The organism is Nonomuraea sp. NPDC003560 (genome assembly GCF_042878785.1).
Lineage (GTDB): Bacteria > Actinomycetota > Actinomycetes > Streptosporangiales > Streptosporangiaceae > Nonomuraea.
The window spans coordinates 235,538-257,969 of sequence record NZ_JBIAOF010000003.1; the positions used below are offsets into that span (position 1 = coordinate 235,538).

At 71.9% G+C, this 22,432-nt stretch carries 24 protein-coding genes; 6 read left to right on the plus strand and 18 right to left on the minus strand.

Annotation, left to right across the window (positions count from 1 at the left end; translation table 11 throughout):
- Positions 1–191: 191 nt before the first annotated feature.
- The 5 genes from ACFYUV_RS11975 to rph all read right to left on the minus strand — a co-directional run bounded on the left by ACFYUV_RS11975 (position 192) and on the right by rph (position 5,370).
- Positions 192–461, minus strand: coding sequence for a hypothetical protein (locus ACFYUV_RS11975; protein ID WP_357971121.1), 270 nt, complete (start codon positions 459–461; stop codon positions 192–194).
- On the minus strand, positions 458–2,188 hold the full coding sequence (locus ACFYUV_RS11980) for a toxin glutamine deamidase domain-containing protein (RefSeq protein ID WP_387667892.1): 1,731 nt from the start codon (positions 2,186–2,188) through the stop codon (positions 458–460). Before ACFYUV_RS11980 ends, ACFYUV_RS11975 begins: the two co-directional genes overlap by 4 nt.
- Positions 2,189–2,307: 119 nt before the next feature.
- Positions 2,308–4,017 carry a molybdopterin-dependent oxidoreductase gene (locus tag ACFYUV_RS11985; protein ID WP_387667894.1) on the minus strand — a complete coding sequence of 570 codons (1,710 nt, stop codon included), beginning with the start codon at positions 4,015–4,017 and terminating at the stop codon, positions 2,308–2,310.
- Positions 4,018–4,063: 46 nt separating this feature from the next.
- Entirely contained in the window at positions 4,064–4,654 is a 591-nt protein-coding gene (rdgB, locus tag ACFYUV_RS11990; protein WP_387667897.1) for an RdgB/HAM1 family non-canonical purine NTP pyrophosphatase, read from the minus strand.
- Positions 4,651–5,370, minus strand: a complete 720-nt coding sequence (gene rph / locus ACFYUV_RS11995) for a ribonuclease PH (protein ID WP_358283918.1) — start codon at positions 5,368–5,370, stop codon at positions 4,651–4,653. Before rph ends, rdgB begins: the two co-directional genes overlap by 4 nt.
- Before the next feature lie 68 nt (positions 5,371–5,438).
- On the opposite strand from rph, the gene ACFYUV_RS12000 reads away from it, so the two are divergent.
- Positions 5,439–6,677, plus strand: a complete 1,239-nt coding sequence (locus tag ACFYUV_RS12000) for an MFS transporter (RefSeq protein WP_387667900.1) — start codon at positions 5,439–5,441, stop codon at positions 6,675–6,677.
- On the opposite strand, the gene ACFYUV_RS12005 is transcribed toward ACFYUV_RS12000, so the two are convergent.
- From ACFYUV_RS12005 to ACFYUV_RS12015, 3 genes are all read right to left on the minus strand, one after another.
- A complete protein-coding gene (locus tag ACFYUV_RS12005; RefSeq protein WP_387667902.1) occupies positions 6,662–7,414 on the minus strand; it encodes an MBL fold metallo-hydrolase in 753 nt (250 codons plus the stop codon). The two genes, ACFYUV_RS12000 and ACFYUV_RS12005, sit on opposite strands and share 16 nt — an antisense overlap.
- Positions 7,411–8,235, minus strand: a complete 825-nt coding sequence (gene murI, locus ACFYUV_RS12010) for a glutamate racemase (RefSeq protein ID WP_387645872.1) — start codon at positions 8,233–8,235, stop codon at positions 7,411–7,413. The genes ACFYUV_RS12005 and murI overlap by 4 nt, the downstream gene beginning before the upstream one ends.
- An 85-nt stretch (positions 8,236–8,320) precedes the next feature.
- A complete protein-coding gene (locus ACFYUV_RS12015) occupies positions 8,321–9,112 on the minus strand; it encodes a thioesterase family protein (RefSeq protein ID WP_387667905.1) in 792 nt (263 codons plus the stop codon).
- 137 nt (positions 9,113–9,249) lie between these two features.
- Between ACFYUV_RS12015 and ACFYUV_RS12020 the strand changes: the two genes are divergently transcribed.
- Both ACFYUV_RS12020 and ACFYUV_RS12025 read left to right on the plus strand, forming a co-directional pair.
- Positions 9,250–9,576: a hypothetical protein gene (locus ACFYUV_RS12020; RefSeq protein WP_352350122.1), complete on the plus strand. Its 327-nt coding sequence runs from the start codon at positions 9,250–9,252 to the stop codon at positions 9,574–9,576.
- Between the two features lie 85 nt (positions 9,577–9,661).
- Entirely contained in the window at positions 9,662–11,521 is a 1,860-nt protein-coding gene (locus tag ACFYUV_RS12025) for a DUF3352 domain-containing protein (RefSeq protein ID WP_387667908.1), read from the plus strand.
- Between the two features lie 50 nt (positions 11,522–11,571).
- Here the strand turns inward: ACFYUV_RS12025 and ACFYUV_RS12030 are convergent, their stop codons facing one another.
- The 5 genes from ACFYUV_RS12030 to clpS all read right to left on the minus strand — a co-directional run bounded on the left by ACFYUV_RS12030 (position 11,572) and on the right by clpS (position 14,173).
- Complete coding sequence (locus ACFYUV_RS12030; protein WP_358283538.1) at positions 11,572–12,519, minus strand: cysteine synthase; 948 nt, start codon at positions 12,517–12,519, stop codon at positions 11,572–11,574.
- Position 12,520: 1 nt separating this feature from the next.
- Entirely contained in the window at positions 12,521–12,793 is a 273-nt protein-coding gene (locus ACFYUV_RS12035; protein WP_352350116.1) for a MoaD/ThiS family protein, read from the minus strand.
- A gap of 140 nt (positions 12,794–12,933) precedes the next feature.
- Positions 12,934–13,335 carry a M67 family metallopeptidase gene (locus ACFYUV_RS12040; RefSeq protein WP_352327704.1) on the minus strand — a complete coding sequence of 134 codons (402 nt, stop codon included), beginning with the start codon at positions 13,333–13,335 and terminating at the stop codon, positions 12,934–12,936.
- A 9-nt stretch (positions 13,336–13,344) separates the two neighbouring features.
- The gene (locus ACFYUV_RS12045; protein WP_352350114.1) at positions 13,345–13,869 is read right to left on the minus strand and encodes a DUF2017 domain-containing protein; all 525 of its coding nucleotides are present in this window, start codon (positions 13,867–13,869) and stop codon (positions 13,345–13,347) included.
- 10 nt (positions 13,870–13,879) lie between these two features.
- Positions 13,880–14,173, minus strand: a complete 294-nt coding sequence (clpS, locus tag ACFYUV_RS12050) for an ATP-dependent Clp protease adapter ClpS (protein WP_352350112.1) — start codon at positions 14,171–14,173, stop codon at positions 13,880–13,882.
- A gap of 46 nt (positions 14,174–14,219) precedes the next feature.
- On the opposite strand from clpS, the gene ACFYUV_RS12055 reads away from it, so the two are divergent.
- The 3 genes from ACFYUV_RS12055 (at position 14,220) to ACFYUV_RS12065 (ending at position 16,763) form a co-directional block, all read left to right on the plus strand.
- A complete protein-coding gene (locus ACFYUV_RS12055) occupies positions 14,220–15,503 on the plus strand; it encodes a nicotinate phosphoribosyltransferase (RefSeq protein ID WP_387667914.1) in 1,284 nt (427 codons plus the stop codon).
- Positions 15,504–15,517: 14 nt separating this feature from the next.
- Positions 15,518–16,087: a nicotinamidase gene (locus ACFYUV_RS12060; RefSeq protein WP_352327700.1), complete on the plus strand. Its 570-nt coding sequence runs from the start codon at positions 15,518–15,520 to the stop codon at positions 16,085–16,087.
- A 166-nt stretch (positions 16,088–16,253) separates the two neighbouring features.
- On the plus strand, positions 16,254–16,763 hold the full coding sequence (locus tag ACFYUV_RS12065) for a hypothetical protein (RefSeq protein ID WP_387667916.1): 510 nt from the start codon (positions 16,254–16,256) through the stop codon (positions 16,761–16,763).
- 4 nt (positions 16,764–16,767) lie between these two features.
- On the opposite strand, the gene ACFYUV_RS12070 is transcribed toward ACFYUV_RS12065, so the two are convergent.
- The 5 genes from ACFYUV_RS12070 to ACFYUV_RS12090 form a co-directional block, all read right to left on the minus strand.
- A complete protein-coding gene (locus tag ACFYUV_RS12070; RefSeq protein WP_387667918.1) occupies positions 16,768–17,145 on the minus strand; it encodes an STAS domain-containing protein in 378 nt (125 codons plus the stop codon).
- A gap of 166 nt (positions 17,146–17,311) precedes the next feature.
- A complete protein-coding gene (locus tag ACFYUV_RS12075) occupies positions 17,312–19,066 on the minus strand; it encodes a DEAD/DEAH box helicase (protein WP_387667921.1) in 1,755 nt (584 codons plus the stop codon).
- A gap of 124 nt (positions 19,067–19,190) precedes the next feature.
- Positions 19,191–20,063, minus strand: a complete 873-nt coding sequence (locus ACFYUV_RS12080) for a hypothetical protein (RefSeq protein WP_387667923.1) — start codon at positions 20,061–20,063, stop codon at positions 19,191–19,193.
- 90 nt (positions 20,064–20,153) lie between these two features.
- Positions 20,154–21,542 carry an MFS transporter gene (locus ACFYUV_RS12085; protein WP_387667926.1) on the minus strand — a complete coding sequence of 463 codons (1,389 nt, stop codon included), beginning with the start codon at positions 21,540–21,542 and terminating at the stop codon, positions 20,154–20,156.
- Positions 21,543–21,566: 24 nt separating this feature from the next.
- Positions 21,567–22,337 (minus strand): zinc metalloprotease, encoded by a 771-nt coding sequence (locus ACFYUV_RS12090; protein WP_387667929.1) that lies wholly within the window; start codon positions 22,335–22,337, stop codon positions 21,567–21,569.
- Positions 22,338–22,432 lie beyond the last annotated feature (95 nt).

Below are 22,432 nucleotides of genomic sequence, written 5' to 3' on the forward strand. Positions count from 1 at the left end.
GCAGGGGGCTGCGCGGCCTCATGGGACGGGTGTCGTGGGGGACGCCGAGGCCGCGCGGCCACATACGTGCCGCCAGACCAGAAGCCAGGTCGGGCGCCAGGTCGGACGCCCCATGGGGGGCGCGGCCACGTACGTGCCGCCAGGTCGGGCGCCCCATGGGGGCGGCGCCCGGCCCCGCGTGCGCCACGCGGTCAGCGCGGGGTGCGACCCGGCCAGAGCTCGGCGACGGTCTCGGGGTCCAGCAGCGGCCGCACCACGACCTCCCCGGACGCCTTGTCGATCACGATGCACGCCCCGCCGACCGTGTCCGGCAGGGTGGTGGGGTCGTCGGGGTCGAGCTCCCGGATCCAGGCGACGTACCCGTCGTGGAAGCCGTACAGGCCCACCGACAGCGGCTCGTCCGGCGGACGCGTCCCGTTGACGTACTCCTCCGCCAGCGCCCTGGCCTGGTCCATGTTCATCGCGGCCGCCCCTGCCGGTCGAGGATCATGCAGAACACCCCCGTCACCGTCGCGTACGGCGGCTCCACCGACATGTGCCCGCGCTGGGCGTCGATCCAGATCACCTCGCTGCCGGAGTTGACCGCGTTCCAGACGTGCGACCCGCCGCCCGGCCAGCGCACCACGATGACCGCGCTCGCGCCGTGCCCGGCCTCCAGCAGCCGCCGGGCGATCATGGGGTAGGCGTGCCGCCCCTGGCCCGCATGCTGGAACCGCTGGCCGGTCCACCGCTCGATCCGGGCCGCTCCGCCCTTCTCGCCGGTCAGCAGCGGACGGCCGATCCCGTCGTACTCGGGGAGCCTGGGGGCGGCGGTGGCGGGCTCGCCGTGCCAGGTGGACAGCACGGCCAGGGCGCAGTCGGCGGCGTTGGAGGCCCGGAACGGGTCGTCCGCCGGGCCGCCGCCGTTGATCAGCCGGACCCAGGTGCCGCGCGGGTCGGGGAACCGGGTGCCGGGCTCCAGCGCCTGCCTCAGCTCCCGTTCCACCTGCGGGTCGGGCTGTGCCAGCCCGCCGGGCAGCCCGTACGGCCGGCTGTCGGCCAGCCTCGGCGGCCGCCGCTCGCCCTCGAACCAGTCGACGGCGGCACGGTTCCTCGCCCGGTCGATCCGGGCCTCCAGCGGATGCCGTCCATCCGCGCCACAGGCCCCGTCCCTCTCCCCGAACTCCAGCCGCCGCATCCCGCTGACCGCCGCCCCGAACCCCCGCGTCACCGCGCCCCCGGGTCTCTCCGGCCCACCGGTCCCGCCCCCTGGGAACTCCCCCGGCTCCCGCGCGTCCGGCCCGGCTCCAGCCGGGCTGCCCTTGCCCGGACCGGCCGCACGCAGGCTGCCCGCTTCCGGACCGGCCGCACGCGGGCTTCGCAGGTCCGGACCGGCCGCACGCAGGCTGCCCGGCTCCGGGGCGACTTCCCGCAGGTCGCTTCCGCGTGCCGCGCCTGCCTGCGGGGTGGCTCCGTTCAGGCCGATCTCGCGCGGGGCGGCCGGCGCGGGTGCGGCTCCGTGCGGATCGCCGGCCGGGTGAGCCGTCGTGCGCGACGCCGCCTCCTCCGTGAGCTCCCGGCCGTCGGGCGCGTCAGGACGTCCCTCCTGATGTCCGGACGTGCCGGTCCGACGTCCGGACGTGCCGGTCCGCGTCTCCCCGGCATTCGGCACTTCTGCGGCGGTCTGCCCGTCGGTCGCCGCGCCGGCGTCGGCGTCGCAGCCGGTCGGCTCGGTGGAAGGCGGCGCCGGACCGTCCGGCACATCCGTCGGCGGCGGGCCGGGACGTGCGTCCTCCCGTTCGTCCGGGAGGGTGAGGCGGCTGAGGGCGTTCAGGCTGAACGTCAGGCCGTACGGCGTGCCGGCGCGGGCCGGGGCCGGGCGGGTGGCGAGACCGGTGAGCACGTCCAGGGCGGAGGCCACACCAGGGGCGGGGGCTGTGGCGGGCTGGGGGGACGGATGGGAAGGAGGAGGAGCCTGCGTACGGAGGCCGGGTGGCGGCGGCTCCTCGTCGGGGGCGATGGAGGCGGCGGGCGTTAAGGGGGCCGAGCCCTCACGGGAGGAGGGGGCCTCGGTCGTGGCGGGCGCTTCGCCGAGCACGTCCTCGGCGGCACGTTCGTAGTCGAGCCACCGGACCCCCTCCCCCACCACCGGGTTGTACTGCCCCTCCGGAAGGACCCCTCGGACGCTCGACTTGCGTTCGCGGACCACGTCCTGCCTCCTGTCCTGCTTGGACGACCGATCGTAGGGCCGCCGTCGCGTCCGAGAGGGGGAAGTGGGGAAGATTATCCGTCAGGGGGAACGGCTTTACCTGCGCAAACGTCCGCGAATCAGGCCACCTGGACCGTCACGGCCGGCCACCCGCTGGCGCCGTCGGGCGCGGGCGGCGCCTGCCGTTCGGTCTGGGTGTGACCCGCCGCGTCCGTGGCCCGCGCCTCGATCGTGTGCTCCCCGGGGGTGGCGTCCCAGTCGAGCGCCCACTGCCGCCAGGTGTCGGGCCCCGGCACGGCGGCCAGCCGCGCCTGCCGCCACTCGCCGCGATCGACCCGCACCTCGACGGCGTCCACCCCGGTGTGCTGGGCCCACGCCACCCCGGCGATGGTCGTGCGCCCGGCCTTGAGCGAGGCGCCGCTCTTCGGGACGTCGATGCGCGACTCCGTCTTGATCGGCCCCTTGGCGGCCCACCCGCGTGGCGTCCAGTACGCCTGGTCCCGGTCGAACCGGGTCACCTTCACGTCCACCACCCACTTGGTGGCCGACACGTACCCGTACAGGCCGGGCACCACCTGGCGGACGGGGAAACCGTGCTCGAACGGGAGCGCCTCGCCGTTCATGGCGATGGCGAAGAGGGCGTCGCGGCCGTCCATCACGACGTCCACGGGCGTGCCGCAGGTGAAGCCGTCGTCGGAGGTGGACAGCAGCATGTCGGCGCCCGGCTGGAGCCCGGCACGGCGCAGCAGGTCGGCCATGCGTACGCCGAGCCAGCGGGCGTTGCCGACGTACGGGCCGCCCACCTCGTTGGAGACGCAGGTCAGGGTGATGTCGGCCTCGGTGAGCGGCAGGTTCAGCAGCTCGGCGTAGGTGATCTCGACCGGCCTGTCCACCATGCCGTGGATGCGAAGCCGCCAGGCGCGCGGGTCCACCTGGGGGACGACGAGCGCCGTATCAACCCTATAGAAGTCCTGATTTTTCGTGATGAAGGGGGACAGGCCAGGGATGCGGAAGTCCGTACCGGGGGGAAGGGGCCGGGCGGGCGTCGCGGGCCTGGGCAGCGCCAGGTTCCCCCGCGTCGCGGCCAGCTCCCGCCGCCCGCCGAGCTGCCGGCCCAGCGCGGCCGACGCCCCCGCCACCACGATCCCGCCCGCCACCCCGGTGATCAGCCGCCGCCGGTCGAAACCGCGCTCCCCCGCCCCGGCCCGCATCACAGCCGGCCGCTCCACAGCCCCCGCACCACCCGCGCCGCCGACCTCGGAAACGGCACCCTCGCCACCGGCCTCAGGCGCCACCTCGCCACCGGCCTCAGGCGCCGCCCCGCCACCGGCCTCAGCGCCCGCGACCGCGCCACCGGCCTCGGAGCCCGCCGTGGCCGTCCCGCGACCACCGCCCGCGCGCCGCAGCAGCCACCCCAGCGCCAGCCCCCCGCACAGGACCCCGGCCACCGTGGGCAGCACGTCCGCCGCCCCCGCCCCAGGACGGGTGAGCACCGCGGCCACCCCCACCACCCCGAACAGGGCCAGCCCCGCGTACCCGTACGCCAGCCGCCGCCGCGCCAGCACGCCGATGAGGGCCGCGATCCCGGCGAGCACCACGAGCACGCCCCCGATGAGGACGGTCTTGTCGTTCTCCCCGAACGTGTTGATCGCGAAATCCTTGACCGGCGCCGGCGTCAGGTCGACGGCGGCGTCCCCCACCGCCACCACCGGAAAGGTCTCAGGACCGGCGAGCCCGGCGACGAGCTGCGCGATCCCCAGCGCCAGCGCGCCCGCCGTGAGCCCCGCCAGGGCGCCGGCCCAGGCGGGCACCGTCTCGTTCTTCTGCACGGTACGACGTTACGTCGCCCGTGGTCAGCAGGTTCTTACGCGGTGGTTACGACCCGACGATGTCGCGCACGATCGGCGCCAGCGCGCGGAAGGCGCGGCCCCGGTGGCTGATGGCGTCCTTCTCGTCAGGGGACAGCTCGGCGGTGGTGCGGTCGTGGCCGAGCGGGACCAGGATCGGGTCGTAGCCGAAGCCGTTGGTGCCCCGCGGGGTGGTGATCAGGTGGCCGGGCAGCGTGCCCTCCACCACCCGGTGCTCCCCGGACGGCAGCGCGAGCGCGGCGGCGCAGGCGAAGTGCGCCGACAGCTTCTCGGCGGGCACGTCGGAGAGCTGGGCGAGCAGCAGGTCGAGGTTGGCCTGGTCGTCGCCGTGGCGGCCGGACCAGCGGGCCGAGAAGACGCCGGGCATGCCGTTGAGCACGTCGACGCAGAGCCCGGAGTCGTCGGCCACGGCCGGCAGCCCGGAGCCATTGGCGACGGCGTGCGCCTTGAGCAGCGCGTTCTCCTCGAAGGTGACGCCGGTCTCGGCGACCTCGCCGATCTCGGGGAACTCCTCCAGACCGACGATCTCGAACCCGGTGAGGATGCGCCGCAGCTCCGCGATCTTGCCCGGGTTGCGGGTGGCGAGCACGATCTTCATGCGCTCAGCGCCTCCTGCTGGATCAGGGTGAGCTCCTCGCACCCGGCGGCGGCCAGGTCGAGCAGCTGGTCGAGGGCCGCGCGGTCGAAGGGCACGCCCTCGGCGGTGCCCTGCACCTCGACGAAGGCGCCCTCGCCGGTCATCACGACGTTCATGTCGGTCTCGGCGGCGACGTCTTCGGTGTAGCACAGGTCGAGCATGGGGACCGAGCCGACGACCCCGACGGAGACGGCCGCGACCGAGCCGATCAGCGGGTCTCCCGGGCACATCTTGCGCGCCTTCATCCAGGCGACGGCGTCGGCGAGCGCGACGTAGGCGCCGGTGATCGCGGCGGTCCTGGTGCCGCCGTCGGCCTGGAGAACGTCGCAGTCGAGCACAATGGAGTTTTCGCCCAGAGCCTTGTAATCGACGCACGCGCGAAGTGATCTTCCGATCAACCGGGAAATCTCGTGCGTGCGCCCGCCGATTTTGCCGCGGACCGATTCCCGATCATTACGGGTATTGGTCGCCCGCGGCAGCATCGCGTATTCGGCCGTGACCCAGCCCTGCCCGCTGCCCCTGCGCCAGCGCGGCACGCTGTCCTGCACCGAGGCCGCGCAGAGCACCCGCGTGCCGCCGAACTCGACGAGGACCGAACCCTCGGCATGCGCCAGCCACTGCCGGGTGATGGTGATGGGGCGTAGCTGGTCGGGGTTGCGGCCATCCTGTCGGGACATGCAGATCACCCTATCTCCGCGGCACGACACTCTTGACCAAATGTGTCCGACACATGGATCCTTACGCAATGACAACGGGGGTGTTGCGAAACCCTGACTTCCTCCGGTTCCTGACGTCGCACGTGGGGAACGAACTGGGAGCGAATATCTCGCGCGTGGCCCTCCCGCTGGTGGCGGTCGTCACGCTGCACGCGCAGCCGGCCCAGGTGGCTCTGCTGTCCGCGCTGCAGACCGCCGCGTTCCTCGTGCTCGGCCTGCCCGCGGGGGTGTGGGTCGACCGGATGCGCCGGCGCCGCGTGATGATGGTCACCGACCTGGCCAGGTTCGTGCTGCTGGCGAGCATTCCGCTGGCGGCGCACCTGGGCCTGCTGTCGATCGGGATGATGTTCGCGGTCGCCTTCCTGGCGGGTGCGGCGCAGGTGTTCAACGACGTCGCGGACCAGACGTACCTGCCCAGCCTGGTGAGCACGCGGCAGCTCAGCGACGGCAACTCCAAGCTGGAGGTGGTGCGCTCCGGCGGCTTCCTGGCCGGGCCGGGCATCGGCGGCCTGCTGGTGCAGCTCGTCGGCGCGCCGTTCACGATGTTCGCCACCGCGCTGGGCTCGCTGACGTCGGCGCTGTTCCTCAGCACCATCAAGACCCCGGACAAGCCGCCGGCCGCGAGCGAGCGCGAGCCGTTGCTGCGCGGCATCGGCGTGGGGCTGCGCCACGTGTGGCGCGACCGCCTGCTGCGCATGTTCGCCGCGTCCTCGGTGCTGACGAACCTGACGGTCGGCGCGGTGCTCGGCCTGTCGGTGTTGTTCCTGGCCGATGAGGTGGGGCTGGCGCCCGGTCTCATCGGCGTGCTGCTCATGTCCGGCGGGTTCGGCGGCGTGGCCGCGGGCCTGCTCGGCGCGCTGCTGGCCAGGAAGGTCGGCACGGCCAGGATCACCTGGCTCTCCCTCACCGTGCCGGCGCCCTTCGCCCTGCTGCTGCCGATGACCCAGGCCGACTGGCGGGTGGCGTTCTTCGCCGTCACCTCGATCGCGTTGTCGTGGAGCGCGGCGCTGAGCACGGTCGGCCAGATCACCTACCGGCAGACGACGGTCCCCGAGCAGCTGCTGGGCCGGGTCAACGCCTCGTTCCGGTCGTTGATGTGGAGCTCGGTCCCGCTGGGCGCGCTGCTCGGCGGGATCGTCGCCCAGCAGTTCGGCGTGCGGACGGCCTTATGGGTGTTCATGATCGGCCGGGTCGTGTCGTTCGTGCCGCTGCTGTTCTCGCCGCTGCCCCGATTACGCGACTTCGACGACGTTCAGGCCAGGTCGTAGACCGCGCCGCTGCGGGCCAGCTCTATCGGCCCGGCGTAGCCGCCCCTCGACGCGTCCTGCAGCACTCTCGCGTTGTCGTTCCACGGCACCAGGTGGGTGAGCACCAGCTTGCCCGCGTTGGCCCTGGCCGCGTGCTCGGCCGCCTGACGGCCGGTCAGGTGCAGGTCGGGCGGCAGGTCGGGCCCCTCGACGAACGACGCCTCGCACAACATGAGGTCGGCCCCCGCGGCCAGCTTGACCAGCTCCGCCGACTCCCCGGTGTCCCCCGAGTACGCCATGCACACGTCGTCGCTGGCCACCCGGAACCCGTACGCCTCGACCGGATGGTTCACCAGGCCGGCGGTGACCACGAACGGCCCCACCTCGAACGAGCCGGGCGACAGCGGCGTGAAGTCGAAGGCGGTCTCCAGGCCGGGCTCGTCCGGCATCCCGTACGCGGCCGCGAGCCGGGCCGGCGCCCCCTCGGGCGCGTAGACCGGCACGGGCGGGTACGGCGCGTCGGGCCCGTACGTGCGGGCCACGTGGTAGCCGCAGACGTCGAGGCAGTGGTCGGCGTGCAGATGGGACAGGCAGATGGCGTCCACGTCGTAGAGGCCGATGTGGCGCTGGAGCGCGCCGAGCGACCCGTTGCCGAGGTCGAGCAGCATCCTGAACCCCTCGGCCTCGACGAGATAGCAGGACGCGGGGCTGTCGGGGCCGGGGTAGCTGCCCGAGCATCCGACGATGGTCACCTTCATGTGGGCCTCCCGCTAAAGGTAGTACCCCCCACTGGCGCGACTTCGACCACGTCGATCTCCGGGCCCAGGAACCGCCTGCCGAGGCGGGCGAAGAGCTGGGAGTCGCCGGTGGCGCGGAAGCGGTGCCGGGGGGTGGCCTCGCCTCCCGCCGCCAGTCCGCGGTCGTGCAGGATCCGGTAGACGTCCTTGGCCGTCTCGTCGGCGCTGGAGACCAGCGTGACCCCGTCGCCGACGACGTAGGAGATCGCGCCGGTGAGCAGCGGGTAGTGGGTGCAGCCGAGGATGAGCGTGTCGCAGCCGGCCGCCCTGATCGGCTCCAGGTAGTCGCGCAGGACGTCGATGAGCTCCTTGCTCATCGTCTCCCCGCGCTCGACGTACTCCACCAGCCGGGGCGCGGCCACGCCGGTGAGCTGCACGTCGGGGGCCGCGGTGAAGGCGTCGTGGTAGGCCAGCGACGTGATGGTGGCCTGGGTGGCGATCACGCCGACCCGGCCGGTGCGGGTGGCGCGCACCGCGCGCCTGGTGGCGGGCTGGATCACCTCGACGACCGGCACGTCGTAGCGTTCGCGGGCGTCGCGCAGCACGGCGGCGCTGGCGCTGTTGCACGCGATGACGAGCATCTTGACGTCCTGCTCGACGAGGTGGTCCATCACCTCAAGGGCGTAGGCGCGCAGCTCCGCGATGGGTTTCGGCCCGTACGGCTGGCGCGCCGTGTCGGCCACGTAGGTGATCGACTCGTGGGGGAGCTGGTCGATGATCGCGCGCGCGACCGTCAGGCCGCCCACCCCGCTGTCGAAGATCCCAATACTCTCGTCCGGCACGTTCTAGAGGGTAGGCGACCTGCTCGATCAACACCGCGTAAGAATGCTCACACCTGATGAAGGCGCGACTGTCGGGTTGCTCACATCAGCCCCTTCCGACCCTGGCGAGCTGGCGCGACTGGGCGACGAGCCGGCCCGCGGAGTCCCAGACCTCGACCTCCTCGTCGAACCAGCCGTCCGAAATGAGGCGGCCGCTCCCGATCAGGGTGAGCCAGCCGGGGGCGGGCAGGGCCCGCAGGTGCCAGGTGAGCTCGACGGTGGGCGCCCAGCCGCGGGCGCCGGCGGAGAACACCACGGGCGGCAGCGCGTCCACGGCCAGGGCCAGCACGTACGGGTCGGCGTCCTGCGGCTCGGCCATCCTGAAGTACGCCCGCGACTCCGGCCTGCCCGTCGGTTCGCCGGCCAGCCAGGCGATGGTGGGCGGGTCGAAGCGCATGTCCATCTGGGCGTTGAGGGTCATGTTGTTCTCGGGCTTGGGGTCGGGCAGCTTGACGCACTCCTCGACGGACGGCATGACGACCGAGGGCGCGTCGGTGTAGACGGGGTCGGCGCCGCTCAGGGTGGCGGTGGTGATCAGGCTCTCGATCTGCGGCACGCCGTCCTGGACGAGAGTGGCCCTGGCGAAGGCGGCCGTGCGGCCCGACTTCAGCGGCTCGACCCGGACCTGGGCGGGGCCGGCGACCGGGGACTTGAGGAACTGCGAGGTGGTGCTCACCGGGTGCTCGAACGGCGAGGCGTCCACGGCGGCGCGCAGGACGACGGCCATCAGGTAGCCGCCGTTGAGCGGGCCGCCGATGGAGTATCCGGGGTCGAGGCACACGTCATAGGTGGTCTCGTCGACCCTGATCGCCTGTGTGGCCTCGTCGAACTTGGTCATCCCGCCCTGCCTTCACCGTACGGAACTATATTCTAGTAGTCCCCCCACTTTACGCGGGGCTGCGGCCTTCACACCACGCCGTTCCGACATCAGCGCGCCTACCTGCGGAAACACCACCCGGATGGGACAGTTCGATCATGGCAACTGTCACCGAACTCATCGGTCAGTCGGTGTGGGACTCCAACGGGATCTGGGTCGGTCACGTGGTCGATATCCGCGCGCACAAGCACAGGGGCGGCCTCCAGCAGAGCCAGACGGTCTACGGGCTGGTCGTCTCGGGGCGGCGGGCGCCCGTGCTGCTCGGGCTCACCCGCGACCGTCAGGGCCGCTCGCCCTGGCTGTCCAAGACGCTGGCGCGGACGGTCTACGCCGGGTGCACGTTCGTCCCCTGGGCCTGCGTGACGGACTGGACAGATGGCGAAGTCCACCTCGATGTGCTGAAAAAAGAGCTAAACCGGGCCTGATCCCGACTTCAGCACATTGCAAGCGGCCATCTAGCAACATCAGCTACCTTCTCTGTGGTCAAAAGTCCACATTGTGAGTTGAGTGATGTCTGCGAATAATCCCCCACCTGGCCAGGATCCTGAGCGCACCACGGCGTACCGAGGAGGCTGGGACCAGCCGCAGGAGCAGCAGCAGCCGTACCAGCCGCAGCAGCCGTACCAGCAGCCGTATGGTCAGCAGGCCCCGCAGCCGGGGCAGGGAGCTTCGTACGGGCAGCCGGCTTACAGCCCTCAATCCGCCTACGGCCAGCAGCCCGCCTACGGCGCCCCGTACGGCGGCCAGGCCCAGCAGGGCTGGCAACAGCAGCAACAACAGCCGACCTGGCCGCAGCAGGACCAGCACGCCCAGCAACAGGGCTGGCCGCAGCAGGACCCCTACGCGCAGCAGCACCAGCAGCAGGGCTGGCAGCAGCAGGACCAGTACGGGCAGCAAGGTTGGCAGCAGCAGGGCCCCGAGGGCTTCGGCCCGCCCGAGCCGGCGAAGAAGGGCGGCCGCAAGGGCTGGCTGATCGCCGGCGCGGCCGCGCTCGCGGTGGTGCTGCTCGGCGGCGGCGCGGTGTGGGCCGTGGGCGCGATCGGCGGCGGCGGCACGCAGCCGAACGAGGTCCTGCCCGCCAACGCGATCGCCTACGCCCGCCTCGACCTCGACCCGGCCGCGAACCAGAAGCTGGCGCTGTTCCAGCTCGCCAGGAAGTTCACGGTCACCAAGGGCTCCTTCACCGGCGAGGACCCGCGCCAGGCCCTGTTCAACCTGGTCAACGACAGCGGCGAGAAGAAGGTCGACTTCGCCAAGGACGTGGACCCGTGGCTGGGCAGCAGGGTCGGCTTCGCCGCCGTGCCCTCCGGCAAGTCCGAGCCCGACTTCGCGGTGGCCGTGCAGGTCAAGGACCAGGCGCAGGCCAAGGCGGGCATCGCCAAGCTCATGGACGGCGACAAGTACGGCATCGCCTTCCGCGACGACTACGCGCTGCTGTCCTCGACGCAGGCGCTGGCCGACAAGTTCGCGAAGGGCGAGGCCACCCTCGCCGACAACAGCGAGTTCAACGACGACATGGGCGACGTCGGCGAGCAGGGCGTGTTGTCGTTCTGGGCGGACATGGGCGCGCTGGCCAAGCTCACCCCCATCCCCGCCGAGCAGGCCGCGAGCATCGAGCCCATCAAGGACGCCCGATTCGCCGGCGCGCTGCGCTTCGACAGCGCCTACGTCGAGCTGGCCGGCCTGGTCAGGGGCGCCAAGGGCATGACCTCGGACGACCTCCAGCCCGCCACCCTGGGCACGCTGCCCGCCGGCACCGCCGGGGCCCTGTCGGTCTCCGGCCTGGACCAGATGATCACCAGCCAGTGGGCCCAGATCCAGAAGTCGGCCGCGGCCGGCGGCGGCGCCGAGGTGCAGCAGCTCCTCGACCAGGCCAAGACCAAGTTCGGCCTCGACCTGCCCGGCGACCTCGCCACGGTGCTCGGCAAGAACTTCACGGTCGCGGTGGACAGCCAGGGCCTGGACGGCGACCAGATCAAGGCGGGCGTCCGCGTGGTCACCGACCCGGCCAAGGCCCAGGCGGTCGTCGGCAAGATCGAGAAGGCGCTGGCGGCCAGCGGGCAGCCCGCTCCGCAGCTCGCCAAGGTGCCCGGTGACGGCGTCTTCACGGCGGCGACGAGCGAGGAGTACGCCAAGAAGCTGGCCGAGGAGGGCACGCTGGGCGACTCCGAGACGTTCCAGACCGCGATCCCCGACGCCGGCGAGGCGACCTTCGCGCTCTTCGTGGACCTCGACAAGGTCGAGCACCTGTACCTGCAGAGCATGGAGGGCGATGAGAAGGCCAACGTGCAGGTCCTGCGGGCCGTCGGGCTGAGCGGCAAGCAGAGCGCCACCGAGGCGGACTTCTCGCTGCGGGTCCTGTTCAACTGACCAGGCAAGAAGGGGGGCGGCCGTCCCGGCCGCCCCCCTTCTTCATGTCCTCAGGCCCAGAGCTGGCCTTCGAGGCGGTCTTCCGCCTCCTCCAGGGTGCCTTCGTAGGCGCCCGTGGACAGGTATTTCCAGCCGCCGTCGGCCACCACGAAGACGACGTCGGCCCGTTCGCCCGCCTTGACGGCCTTCCCGGCCACGCCCAGCGCGGCGTGCAGCGCGGCGCCGGTCGAGACGCCCGCGAAGATGCCCTCGGCGGCCAGCAGCTCGCGGGTGCGCCGCAGCGCGTCGGCCGAGCCGACGGAGAAGCGGGTGGTCAGCACGGACTCGTCGTACAACTCGGGGATGAAGCCCTCGTCGACGTTGCGCAGGCCGTAGACCAGCTCGCCGTAGCGCGGCTCGGCGGCGACGATCTGCACGCCGGGCACCCGTTCCCGCAGGAACCGGCCGACGCCCATGAGCGTGCCCGTCGTGCCGAGCCCGGCCACGAAGTGGGTGACCGTGGGCAGGTCGGCCAGGATCTCCGGGCCGGTGGTCTCGTAGTGGGAGCGCCAGTTGGCCGGGTTCCCGTACTGGTAGAGCATCACCCAGGACGGGTTCTCCGCGGCCAGGCCCTTGGCCACGCGGACGGCCTCGTTGGAGCCGCCCGCGGCGGGCGAGGAGATGATCTCCGCGCCCCACATGCGCAGGAGCTGACGGCGTTCCTCGGAGGTGTTCTCCGGCATCACGCAGATCAGCCGGTAGCCCTTGAGCTTGGCCGACATCGCGAGCGAGATGCCGGTGTTGCCGCTGGTGGGCTCCAGGATCGTGCAGCCGGGCGTGAGCAGGCCGTCCTTCTCGGCCTGCTCGATCATCCACAGCGCCGGCCGGTCCTTGATCGACCCGGTCGGGTTGCGGTCCTCGAGCTTGGCCCAGACGCGCACCTCGGGCGAGGGCGACAGCCGGGGCAGCCCGACGAGCGGCGTGCGCCCGACCGAGTCGATCAGCGAGTCGAACCGCATGTCACCCGCCGGCGACGGCGGGCAGCACGGTAACCGTGTCGCCGTCGGACACCGGGGTGCCGAGGCCGCCGAGGAAGCGCACGTCTTCGTCGTTGAGGTAGACGTTGACGAAGCGGCGCAGGCTGCCCTGGTCGACCAGGCGGTCCTTGATGCCGGGGTGGCGCGACTCAAGGTTGCTGATCAGCTCGTCGAGGGTGGCGCCCTCGGCGTCGACGGCCTTGGCGCCGTCGGTGTAGGTGCGCAGGATGGTGGGAATGCGAACCTCGATGGCCATCGCGGTCATTCTCCTCTTATCTGGTCGTCGTCCCATCGGCGGCAACACCGATGGCTTGGTACGGATTCCAGATCAGCGACAGTCGTAGACGACGACGGCCGGGGTGTGCGCGAAGAGGTAGCTCTGCACCGGCCGGACCATCATGGGAGGAATCTTACCTCTTCCTCCTCGATCACTCCGTCGAGGATCCGGTAGGAGCGGAACTCGACCTCGTTCTCGTCCCTGGTCGAGACCAGCACGTAGTGGGCCTGCGGCTCGGAGGCGTAGGACACGTCGGTGCGCGACGGGTACGCCTCGGTGGCGGTGTGGGAGTGGTAGATCACGACGGGCTCCTCGTCGCGGTCGTCCATCTCCCGCCAGACGCGCAGTTGCTCCATGGAGTCGAACCGGTAGAAGGTGGGCGAACGCTCGGCGTTCTCCATCGGGACGAACCGCTCGGGCACGCCGTCGCGGCCCGCGATCACCCCGCACGCCTCGTCGGGATGGTCGGCCCGCGCGTGCGCGACGATCTTGTCCACCAGTTCCTGCGAGATCGTGAGCATGCCCGGAAGCTACCAGAGGGCGCGGACCAGGCTGTCTTGGAGGTAGGTCAGCCAGTCGTAGGTGACGTAGGCCGGGTAGCGGGGGTCGTCCTCGGACATCATGGCGATCTCGTCGTGGACCTCCTCGGTCACGTCGAGCTTGGTGCCGAGCGTCAGGCGCACGTCGTTGAGCGAGCGCAGCCACGCCTGGGCCTGCTCCGGCGTCAGCTCGGCGCCGCCCGGTCGCGCGGTGTCCAGGACGGTCTGGGCGTCGGCGCGCTTGCCGTCGCGCAGCGTGGCCTCGGTGTAGCGGCGGAACTCCGAGGCCTCCTGCTCGTCCTCGTAGGCCGAGGGGAACAGCCGGGCCAGCACCGGGTCGGTGGGCGCCTGGGCCGCCCCGATGCCGAGCGCCCGCTCCAGCGGATCGTCGCTGGTCTCCCCCGGCGCGACCAGGCCGAGCAGCATCGAGACGAGCGAGCGCAACAGCGAGACCTCCGCGGCCTCGAACTGCGCGATGACCGAGCCGTTCCGCCCGGCCGAGAACCCCGAACTCACTGCCGCCGCCTCACTTGACCGAATCCGGCTGGACCGTCGCCCACAGGCCGTAGGAGTGAAGAATCTGCACATCGCGTTCCATCTCTTCGCGCGTGCCACTGGACACGACCGCCTTGCCCTTTTGGTGGACGTCCAGCATCAGTTTCTCCGCCTTCTCCTTGGTGTAGCCGAAGACGGTTTGGAAGACATAGGTCACGTAGGACATGAGGTTGACCGGGTCGTTCCAGACGATGGTCACCCATGGCAGATCGGGCCGGACGTCCGATGACGGACGCTCGACGGTGATTGGAGCGGTGCTACCCACATCCCCGAGTCTGCCCTATCTGGGTCGTAGTCTTCGAGTCGTGAGAATGACCATGAGCACTGCGTTGCTCACAGATCACTATGAGCTGACGATGCTCCAGGCGGCACTGCGCAGCGGCGCGGCGCACCGGCGCGCGGTCTTCGAGGTGTTCGCCAGACACCTGCCGGGCGGCCGCCGGTACGGGGTCGTGGCCGGCATCGGACGCGTCCTGGACGAGCTCGAACGCTTCCGTTTCGGTGACGAAGAACTCACCTTTCTCCGCGAGCAGGAGGTGGTCGACGAATCGACTCTGGCGTTTCTCGCCGATTACCGGTTTTCCGGGAACGTCTACGGCTACCGCGAGGGCGACCTGTACTTCCCCGCCTCCCCGATCATGATCGTCGAGGGCACCTTCGCCGAGGCCGTGCTGCTGGAGACGCTGACGCTGTCGATACTCAACCACGACTGCGCCATCGCCTCGGCGGCCTCCCGCATGACCAACGCCGCCGGCAAGCGCCCGCTCATCGAGATGGGCTCGCGCCGCACGCACGAATACGCCGCCGTCGCCGCCGCCCGCGCCGCCTACATCGCCGGGTTCGCCTCCACCTCCAACCTCATGGCCGGCCACATGTACGGCGTCCCCACGGCGGGCACGGCCGCGCACGCGTTCACCCTGCTGCACGACTCCGAGCGGGACGCGTTCGAGGCCCAGATCGCCTCCCTCGGCGTGGGCACGACGCTGCTGGTGGACACCTACGACGTCGAGCAGGCGGTGCGCACGGCGGTCGAGCTGGCCGGCAACAAGCTGGGCGCGGTCCGCATCGACTCCGGCGACCTGGCCGCCGCCGCGCAGGAGGTGCGCGAGCTGCTCGACTCGCTCGGCGCCTTCGACACCCGCATCGTGGTCACCTCCGACCTCGACGAGTACGCCATCGCCGCGCTCGCCGCCGCCCCCGTGGACGGTTACGGCGTGGGCACCTCCCTGGTGACCGGGTCCGGCGTCCCCACGGCGGCCCTGGTGTACAAGCTGGTGGCGCGGGAGACCGGGGCGGGCCGGCTGGAGGCCGTGGCCAAGCGGTCGGTGGGCAAGCCGTCGCGCGGTGGGCGCAAGGAGGCGTACCGGCTGCTCGACGACGGCGGGCACGTCGAGACCGAGCTGATCACGACCGGCGGCGCCGTCCCGGACGGCGGCATCCCCCTGCTGCACGAGCTGGTGCGCGACGGCGAGGTCGTCGGCCGGGAGCCCCTGTCCGCCGCCCGCGACCGCCACGCCGCGGCCGTCGCGCTGCTCCCCCAGGAGGCGCTGCACCTCGGGAGGGGGTACGCGGCGATCCCCACGGAGTTCGTCTGACGTATCGTGCTCTTATGGGCACCGCGTTGATCATCGTCGATGTGCAGAACGACTTCTGCGAGGGTGGCAGCCTGGCCGTGGCAGGCGGCTCGGAGGTGGCCGCCGCGATCACCCGCCATCTCGGCGAGCACGGCTACGACCACGTCGTGGCCACCCGTGACCACCACGTCGACCCCGGCACCCACTTCTCGGACACCCCCGACTACGTCACGTCCTGGCCCGCCCACTGCGTGGCCGGCACCCCCGGCGCCGACTTCCATCCCTCCTTCGACGTGTCGGAGGTGGAGGAGGTCTTCAGCAAGGGCGCCCACGCGGCGGCCTACAGCGGCTTCGAGGGCGCCTCGGGCGACGGCGCGCCGCTGGCCGACTGGCTGCGCGAGCGCGGGGTGACCGAGGTCGACGTGGTGGGCATCGCCACCGACCACTGCGTGCGCGCGACGGCGCTCGACGCGGCGGCCAACGGGCTGGCCGTGCGGGTGCTGCTCGACCTCACCGCGGGCGTCTCCCCGGCGACCACGCAGTCGGCCATGGCCCAGATGGAGGCCGCGGGCGTGACGCTGGAGGGCACGCCCAAGGCGGGCTGACCGGCCCCGCCCGGGGACGACCCCCGGTTGTGCCGCGACCGAGCCTGATCACGGACGGTACACAGTGCGCAACCCTGCGGTCATGTGATATTCAAGGATGACTCAACCTCTCCGCAGTCGAAGTAGTACGTAGAGTCATATCTCTTCATCCTGTGCGAGGTTTCTCATGCTTGCCATCTCCCTGGGCGCGGCCTGGCTGCTGCTCGCCCCTCTCGCCCTCTGGGTGCTCGTCAAGGGCCGTCCGGGGGCGCGGGTGGGGGCGGTCGTGACGCTGGCGCTGCTGGAGGTCGCGACGGTCGCGATGGGCGACGTGCCCTCCGGCCGCGGCCCCGCCGTCGTGGCCCACGACATGCCGCCGGCGCCCGCGCTGCCCGCCTGCGACGAGCGCACCCCGATCCCCCAGTGGGCCAAGGTCGGGCGGCAGCTCGTGCTGTCGTGGTCGGCCGCGCCGCGCGAGTGCGCGACGGCCAAGGTGATCGCCCGCCCGGAGGGCCGCCGGCTGCTGGTGTGGGTGCACGAGGGGCCGCTGAACGGCGACCATCAGGGGGTGCGCACCCTTCCCGTCCGCGTCAAGGACGGCCGGGCCGCGCTGACCGTCCCGCTGCCGGGCGACGAGCGCTACATCCCGGTGGACGGCCGCTCCGGGAAGAGGATCCCAGCCCCCGCCGGCCTCTAGGCTCCTAGAGGGTCGCCACGGCCAGCCGCACGGCGTCGTCGAACCTGACGAACACCTCGAACGCGTGCCGCAGCCCCGTGATCGACAACACCCGGGCCATCACCCCGTGCACCCCCGCGAGCAACAGCCTGGTGCCCCTCGACTCGCACCGCTGCATGACCTCGACGAGCTCGTTCATGCCCATCGAGTCGCAGAAGGCGACCGCGCCGAGGTCGAGGATCAGGAACGGCTTGGCCGGCAGCTCCCACACGCGCTGCATGTGCTCGCGCAGGATCGGGATCGCGTAGACGTCGAGCTCGCCTTCGAGCCGGATGATGACGGCGTTTCGGGAGAGGCCGGAAGCGACGGTGAGCGTCGACCTGCCGGGTGCCTCAGACGACATGGGCAAGATCCTTCTGGTATCCCAAGACAGCCAAGAGGGTTGTTGCCGTTCTGGCCGGCCTTCTAACGGAAGGTCACTGCTCTGTGTCCAAATGTGCAGGGTCCCCTGCCGGACCCCCGCCGGACCCCTTCGCCGGTTCGCGGGGAACCGGCGAAGGGGGGCGCGGCTAGCGCCGCTGGGTGGCCCAGCGGCGGATGGCGTCGATGCGCTCCTGGATCTGCTCGGCCGTGGCCTGCGCGATCGGCGGGCCGCCGCACGTGCGGCGCAGCTCGGCGTGGATGACGCCGTGCGGCTGGCCCGTGCGGTGGTTCCAGGCGCCGACCAGGCCGTTGAGCTCGCGCCGGAGCTCGGCGATCTGCTCGTGCGGGGCGAGCGTCTCCTTGGGCTGCTCGGCCGGGCTCTGCCGGCGCTTGGCGGCCTGCTGGTCGGACTGGCGCTTGCGGAGCAGGGTGGCCACCTGGTCGGGCTCCAGGAGGCCGGGCAGGCCGAGGAAGTCCTCCTCCTCGGCCGAGCCGATCTCCGCGCCGGTGCCGAACTCGCCGCCGTCGAAGAGCACCCGGTCGAAGGTGGCCGAGGTCTCCATCGTCTCGAACGGCAGCTCGTCGCCCAGGACGTCGGGGTTGTCCTTCTGCCGGTTGGCCTGCTCCAGCAGGCTGTCGTCGAGGCCGTCCTCCGGGGGCTTCCTGTTGAGCACGTGGTCGCGCTCGACCTCCATCTCGTTGGCCAGCCCCATGAGGGTGGGCACCGAGGGGAGGAAGACCGAGGCGGTCTCGCCGCGCTTGCGGGCGCGCACGAACCGGCCCACGGCCTGGGCGAAGAAGAGCGGGGTGGAGGTCGAGGTGGCGTAGACGCCCACGCACAGGCGCGGGATGTCGACCCCCTCGGAGACCATGCGGACGGCCACCAGCCACCGGTCGTGGGAGGCGGCGAACTGCTTGATCTTCTTGGACGCCCCGGGGTCGTCGGACAGGACCACGGTCGCGCCCTCGCCGGTGATGTTGCGCAGGTGGCGGGCGTAGGCGCGGGCGGTCTCGTGGTCGGTGGCGATCACCAGGCCGCCCGCGTCGGGCACGCCCCGGCGGACCTCGGTCAGGCGGCGGTCGGCGGCCTGCATGACCTGGCGGATCCAGTCGCCCTTGGGGTCGAGCGCGGCCCGCCACGCCTGGGACAGCTGGTCCTTGGTGAGCGGGGTGCCGAGCGTCGCGGCGATCTCGTCGCCCGCGCGGGTGCGCCACTTCATCTCGCCGGAGTAGGCCAGGAAGATCACCGGACGGACGACGCCGTCGTCGAGCGCCGGGCCGTAGCCGTAGGAGAAGTCGGAGACGCTGCGCTTGACGCCCTCGGCGTCCTCCTCGTAGCCGACGAACGGGATCGGGTTGTCGTCGGACCTGAACGGCGTGCCGGTGAGCTGGAGCCGGCGGGTGGCGGGCTCGAACGCCTCGCGCACGCCGTCGCCCCACGACTTGGCGTCGCCCGCGTGGTGGATCTCGTCGAAGATGACCAGCGTCTTGCGGGCCTCGGTGCGCGCCCGGTGGAGCGCGGGGTGCATCGCGACCTGCGCGTAGGTCACCGCCACCCCGGTGTAGTCGCGCGAGGTCGTGCCCTGGCTGTTCTTGAACTCCGGGTCGATGCCGATGCCGACCCGCGCGGCGGCGTCGGCCCACTGGCGTTTGAGGTGCTCGGTGGGCGTGACGATGGTGACGGCCCTGATCACCCCGTTGGCCAGCAGCTCGCTGGCGATGCGCAGGGCGTAGGTCGTCTTGCCCGCGCCGGGGGTGGCCACGGTGAGGAAGTCACGCGGCTCGCGCCTGAAGTACAGGTCGAACGCCTGCTGCTGCCAGGCGCGCAGTTTGGGCGCGGTGCCCCACGCGGCGCGGTCTGGATAGGAAGGCGAAAGGTGGGACGCGGCGAAGGTGCTCACCGCATCACCTCTGGGGTTCGTGTGCTTCGCTCTCTCACAGTGACCCAAGAGTAATCGGGCTCACCGACAAGACGTGCCGTGCACCGAGGATTCTGGCCAAGGTCTTCCCTACGTGCTATGTGGCTTATCTGAAGCTCGTCATCACCGCGTCGAGCGCCTGTCTGCCGGTGGCCGCCTCGGGCTGGAGCAGGCCGACCAGCAGCACGGCGCGGCCCGCGCGAGTGAGAAGCATCACGCGCAGGAACGCGGGCCGGTTGACGACGTCCTGGTACTCGGCCCGCAGGGCCCGGGTGTGTCCCTGCGGGATGTCCCGGTCGTCGACGACCGTGACCTTGTCGCCCTTGAGCAGCAGCCTGGAGTACAGCTCGGCGGCCTCCCCCGCGGCCTTCTTGGCGTTCGGCACGGGCTCGGCGACCCGCCTGGCCATGACCAGCGCGCCGTTGCCGTCCCTGGCGACCGAGGTGAAGCCGGTGACGGGCGGGACCGTCCCGGCGCTCCAGCCGGGCGGCAGCCGCAGCGTCACGCCGGCCACGGCGTCGCTCAGCCGATCGGGCCGCGGCGGCGGCGCGGTGAGCCGGGACGCCACCGCGCTCATCCCCGCGACCAGCCCCGCCACCGCCACCAGCGCGACCAGGACGCCGGCCAGCCGCCGTCCGCGCCGCGGCGCCTGCTCCAGCGGGCCGGGGTCGGCGGGGGTGCCGTAGAGGCGGGCCGAGGGCGGCAGCGGCTCGGAGGGGGTGGCGTGGCGGCGGGCCGAGGGCGGCAGCGGCTCGGCCGGCGGGTCGAACGGGACGGTCCTGCGGATCCGCGGGTTCCACGCCGTCCGCTCGTACGGGTCGCGCCCCCGGCGCGGCGGCCAGGGGGCCTCCTCGTCGCCGCCGCCGTCGCCGGTGTCGGGGTCGGGGTCGGGGTCGTCCGGGAAGTCCGCGTCCTGGGGAGGAGTGCGGCGGTGCCGGGGCCCGGAAGCGGGGGGCCAGACCCGGTGATCATCCTCCATGACACCTCCTCGTCCCGTTGTCCTATCACTCCTCGGGACGAAGATCTGGCGATCCGTGATCGCTGTGGCGGGAGGGGCAGAATCACACGATCAGCGGGTGCGCGCGGCCAGGAACGTGGCGGCCAGCCCGATGAGCGCCATGAGGACCGAGATCACCACGAACCCGGTGGCGATCTGACCGGAGCCGTGCCCGATGAAGTTGATCACCGCGCCGCCCAGGCCAACGGTCAGGGCCGAGCCCAGCATGTCGGTGACCGACAGCGCGGCGGAGTTGGCGCCCTGCTCGCTGACCGGCGACTGCCTGAGCGCGGTCACGCTGACCGTGGTCATGCCGAGGCCCATGCCGAACCCGGCCACGATCCAGGCCGGCACCGCGATCCAGCCGCTCACCGCGGGCAGCGCCGCGAACAGCGCGATCACGATCCCGGCCGTCACGCACACCGCCCCGAGCCTGATCCGCCGGTGCGGCTCGGCGGTCCGCCTGCTCTGCAGGAACGAGCCCGCCGACCAGCCGAGCGCGCCCGTGGTCAGCGCGATCCCGGCGGCCCTGGCGTCGAAGAGCTTGACCGACGTGAGCACCAGCGGGATGAAGGAGTTGACCCCGAAGAAGGCGGCCGAGAAGAACCCGCGCAGCAGCACGGTCGTGGGCAGCCCGCGCCCGAACCGCAGCGCGCCCGGCGGCAGCAGCCGCTGCAGGCCGTAGACGAGGAAGCCCAGCCCGCCGAGCGTGGCGGCCGTGCCGATCATCGGCTGCTTGTGCAGCTCGTCCACGCCCCACAGCAGCACGCCCGCGCCGCCGGCGGCGGACGTGGCGGCCAGCGTCATCGCCAGCGGCTGCGAACGCGGCCCGCGCGGGCTCTCGTCGGCCTCCCCCGGCGTGGCCATCCGGAGCGCGGGGACGAGCATCACCAGCGCGGGCACCACCAGCGGGATGATCCCGTAGAAGACGAAACGCCAGCCCCACTCCTTCGCGACGGCCCCCGCCACGGCGGGCCCGACCATCGAGGGCACGACCCAGGCGGCCGACAGCGCCGCGAAGACCTTGGGCCGCACGACCGCCGGGTAGACCCGGGCGATCATCACGTACAGCGCCACGATCGAGGAACCGGCGCCCAGCCCCTGGACGGCCCGCGCCACCAGGAACAGCTCCTTGGCGTTCGCCGCGCCGGCCAGCGCCATCCCGGCGACGAACAGCACCACCCCGACGAGGAACGGCAGCGGATAGCCGCGCCGGTCCGACCAGAGCCCGGCGACCACGTTGGCGAACAGGCTGGCGATGAGGAAGGCGGAGAAGCTGATGCCGTAGAGGTTGAGCGCGTCGAGGTCGGCCGAGACCGCCGGCATGACGACGCCGACCGACATGCCCTCGAAGGCGATCAGCGTGACCACCAGAAGGATCCCCAAGGTGGCGGTGCGGTACTGGGGCCCGAGGATCGGGGGGGAGGTGTCGGGAGCGTCGATTGCCTTCGGTGCTGTCACCTACACATCGTAATTGCCCCCAAACTACGCATCTGCGCTGCGTCGGTAGGCCGTCCACATCTCGTGCATGCGGTCGGCCTGCCCCTGGGTGAACTCCGACATGCACCGGTCGTGGGTGTAGTCCATGTAGTTGCGCATCGGGTCGGAGCCGGCGTGGGCGCAGGTGTCCTTGCCCTCGGGGCAGCCCTCGGTCGCGCGGGCCTCGGGGGCGGTGTCGGCGATGCCGTCGCCCGGCTCGTCGCAGCCGTTCTCGAAGGTGTGGAACAGGCCGAGCCAGTGGCCGATCTCGTGGACGCCGGTGTAGCCCTTGTCGTAGTTGGTCATCGGGCCGCCGGGCAGGCTGCGCCAGTCGATCACGACGCCGTCGAGGGCGGGGGCGCCGGCGTACCAGTAGGGGTAGCTGGCGAAGCCCAGCATGAGCTCGCTGAGCTGGGCGATGTAGAGGTTGAGCGTCTGGGCGCCGCCCTGGTGCAGGCGGGTCTTCATGTCCTTCTCGCCGCCGACGGGGTCGGTGAACCAGCCGGCGTTCTCCTTGACGGAGACCGACTCCAGCTTGAAGCGCACGCCGGTGTCGACGCCTCCGTTGCGGCCGGCGTAGGCGGCGTTGAGCACGTCGATCTGGGCCTTGACCGCCTGCTCGGAGACCTTGCGGCGGCCGTCGGTGAGGACGACCACCCGGGTCGGCACGGTGATGCGCGCAGGCACGGCCACCCCGCGCAGCCGCACCTTCAGCTCGGCCATGACCTTGGCGACGTCCTCGGGGAGCGGCGAGCGCGGGCCGGTCGCCTTAGGCACGCCCGGGGCCGGGCGCGCGGCCGGGCGCGCTGTCGGACGCGCTGTCGGACGCGCGGCCGGGCGCGTGCTCAGGCGCGCGGCCGACGATCGGCAGG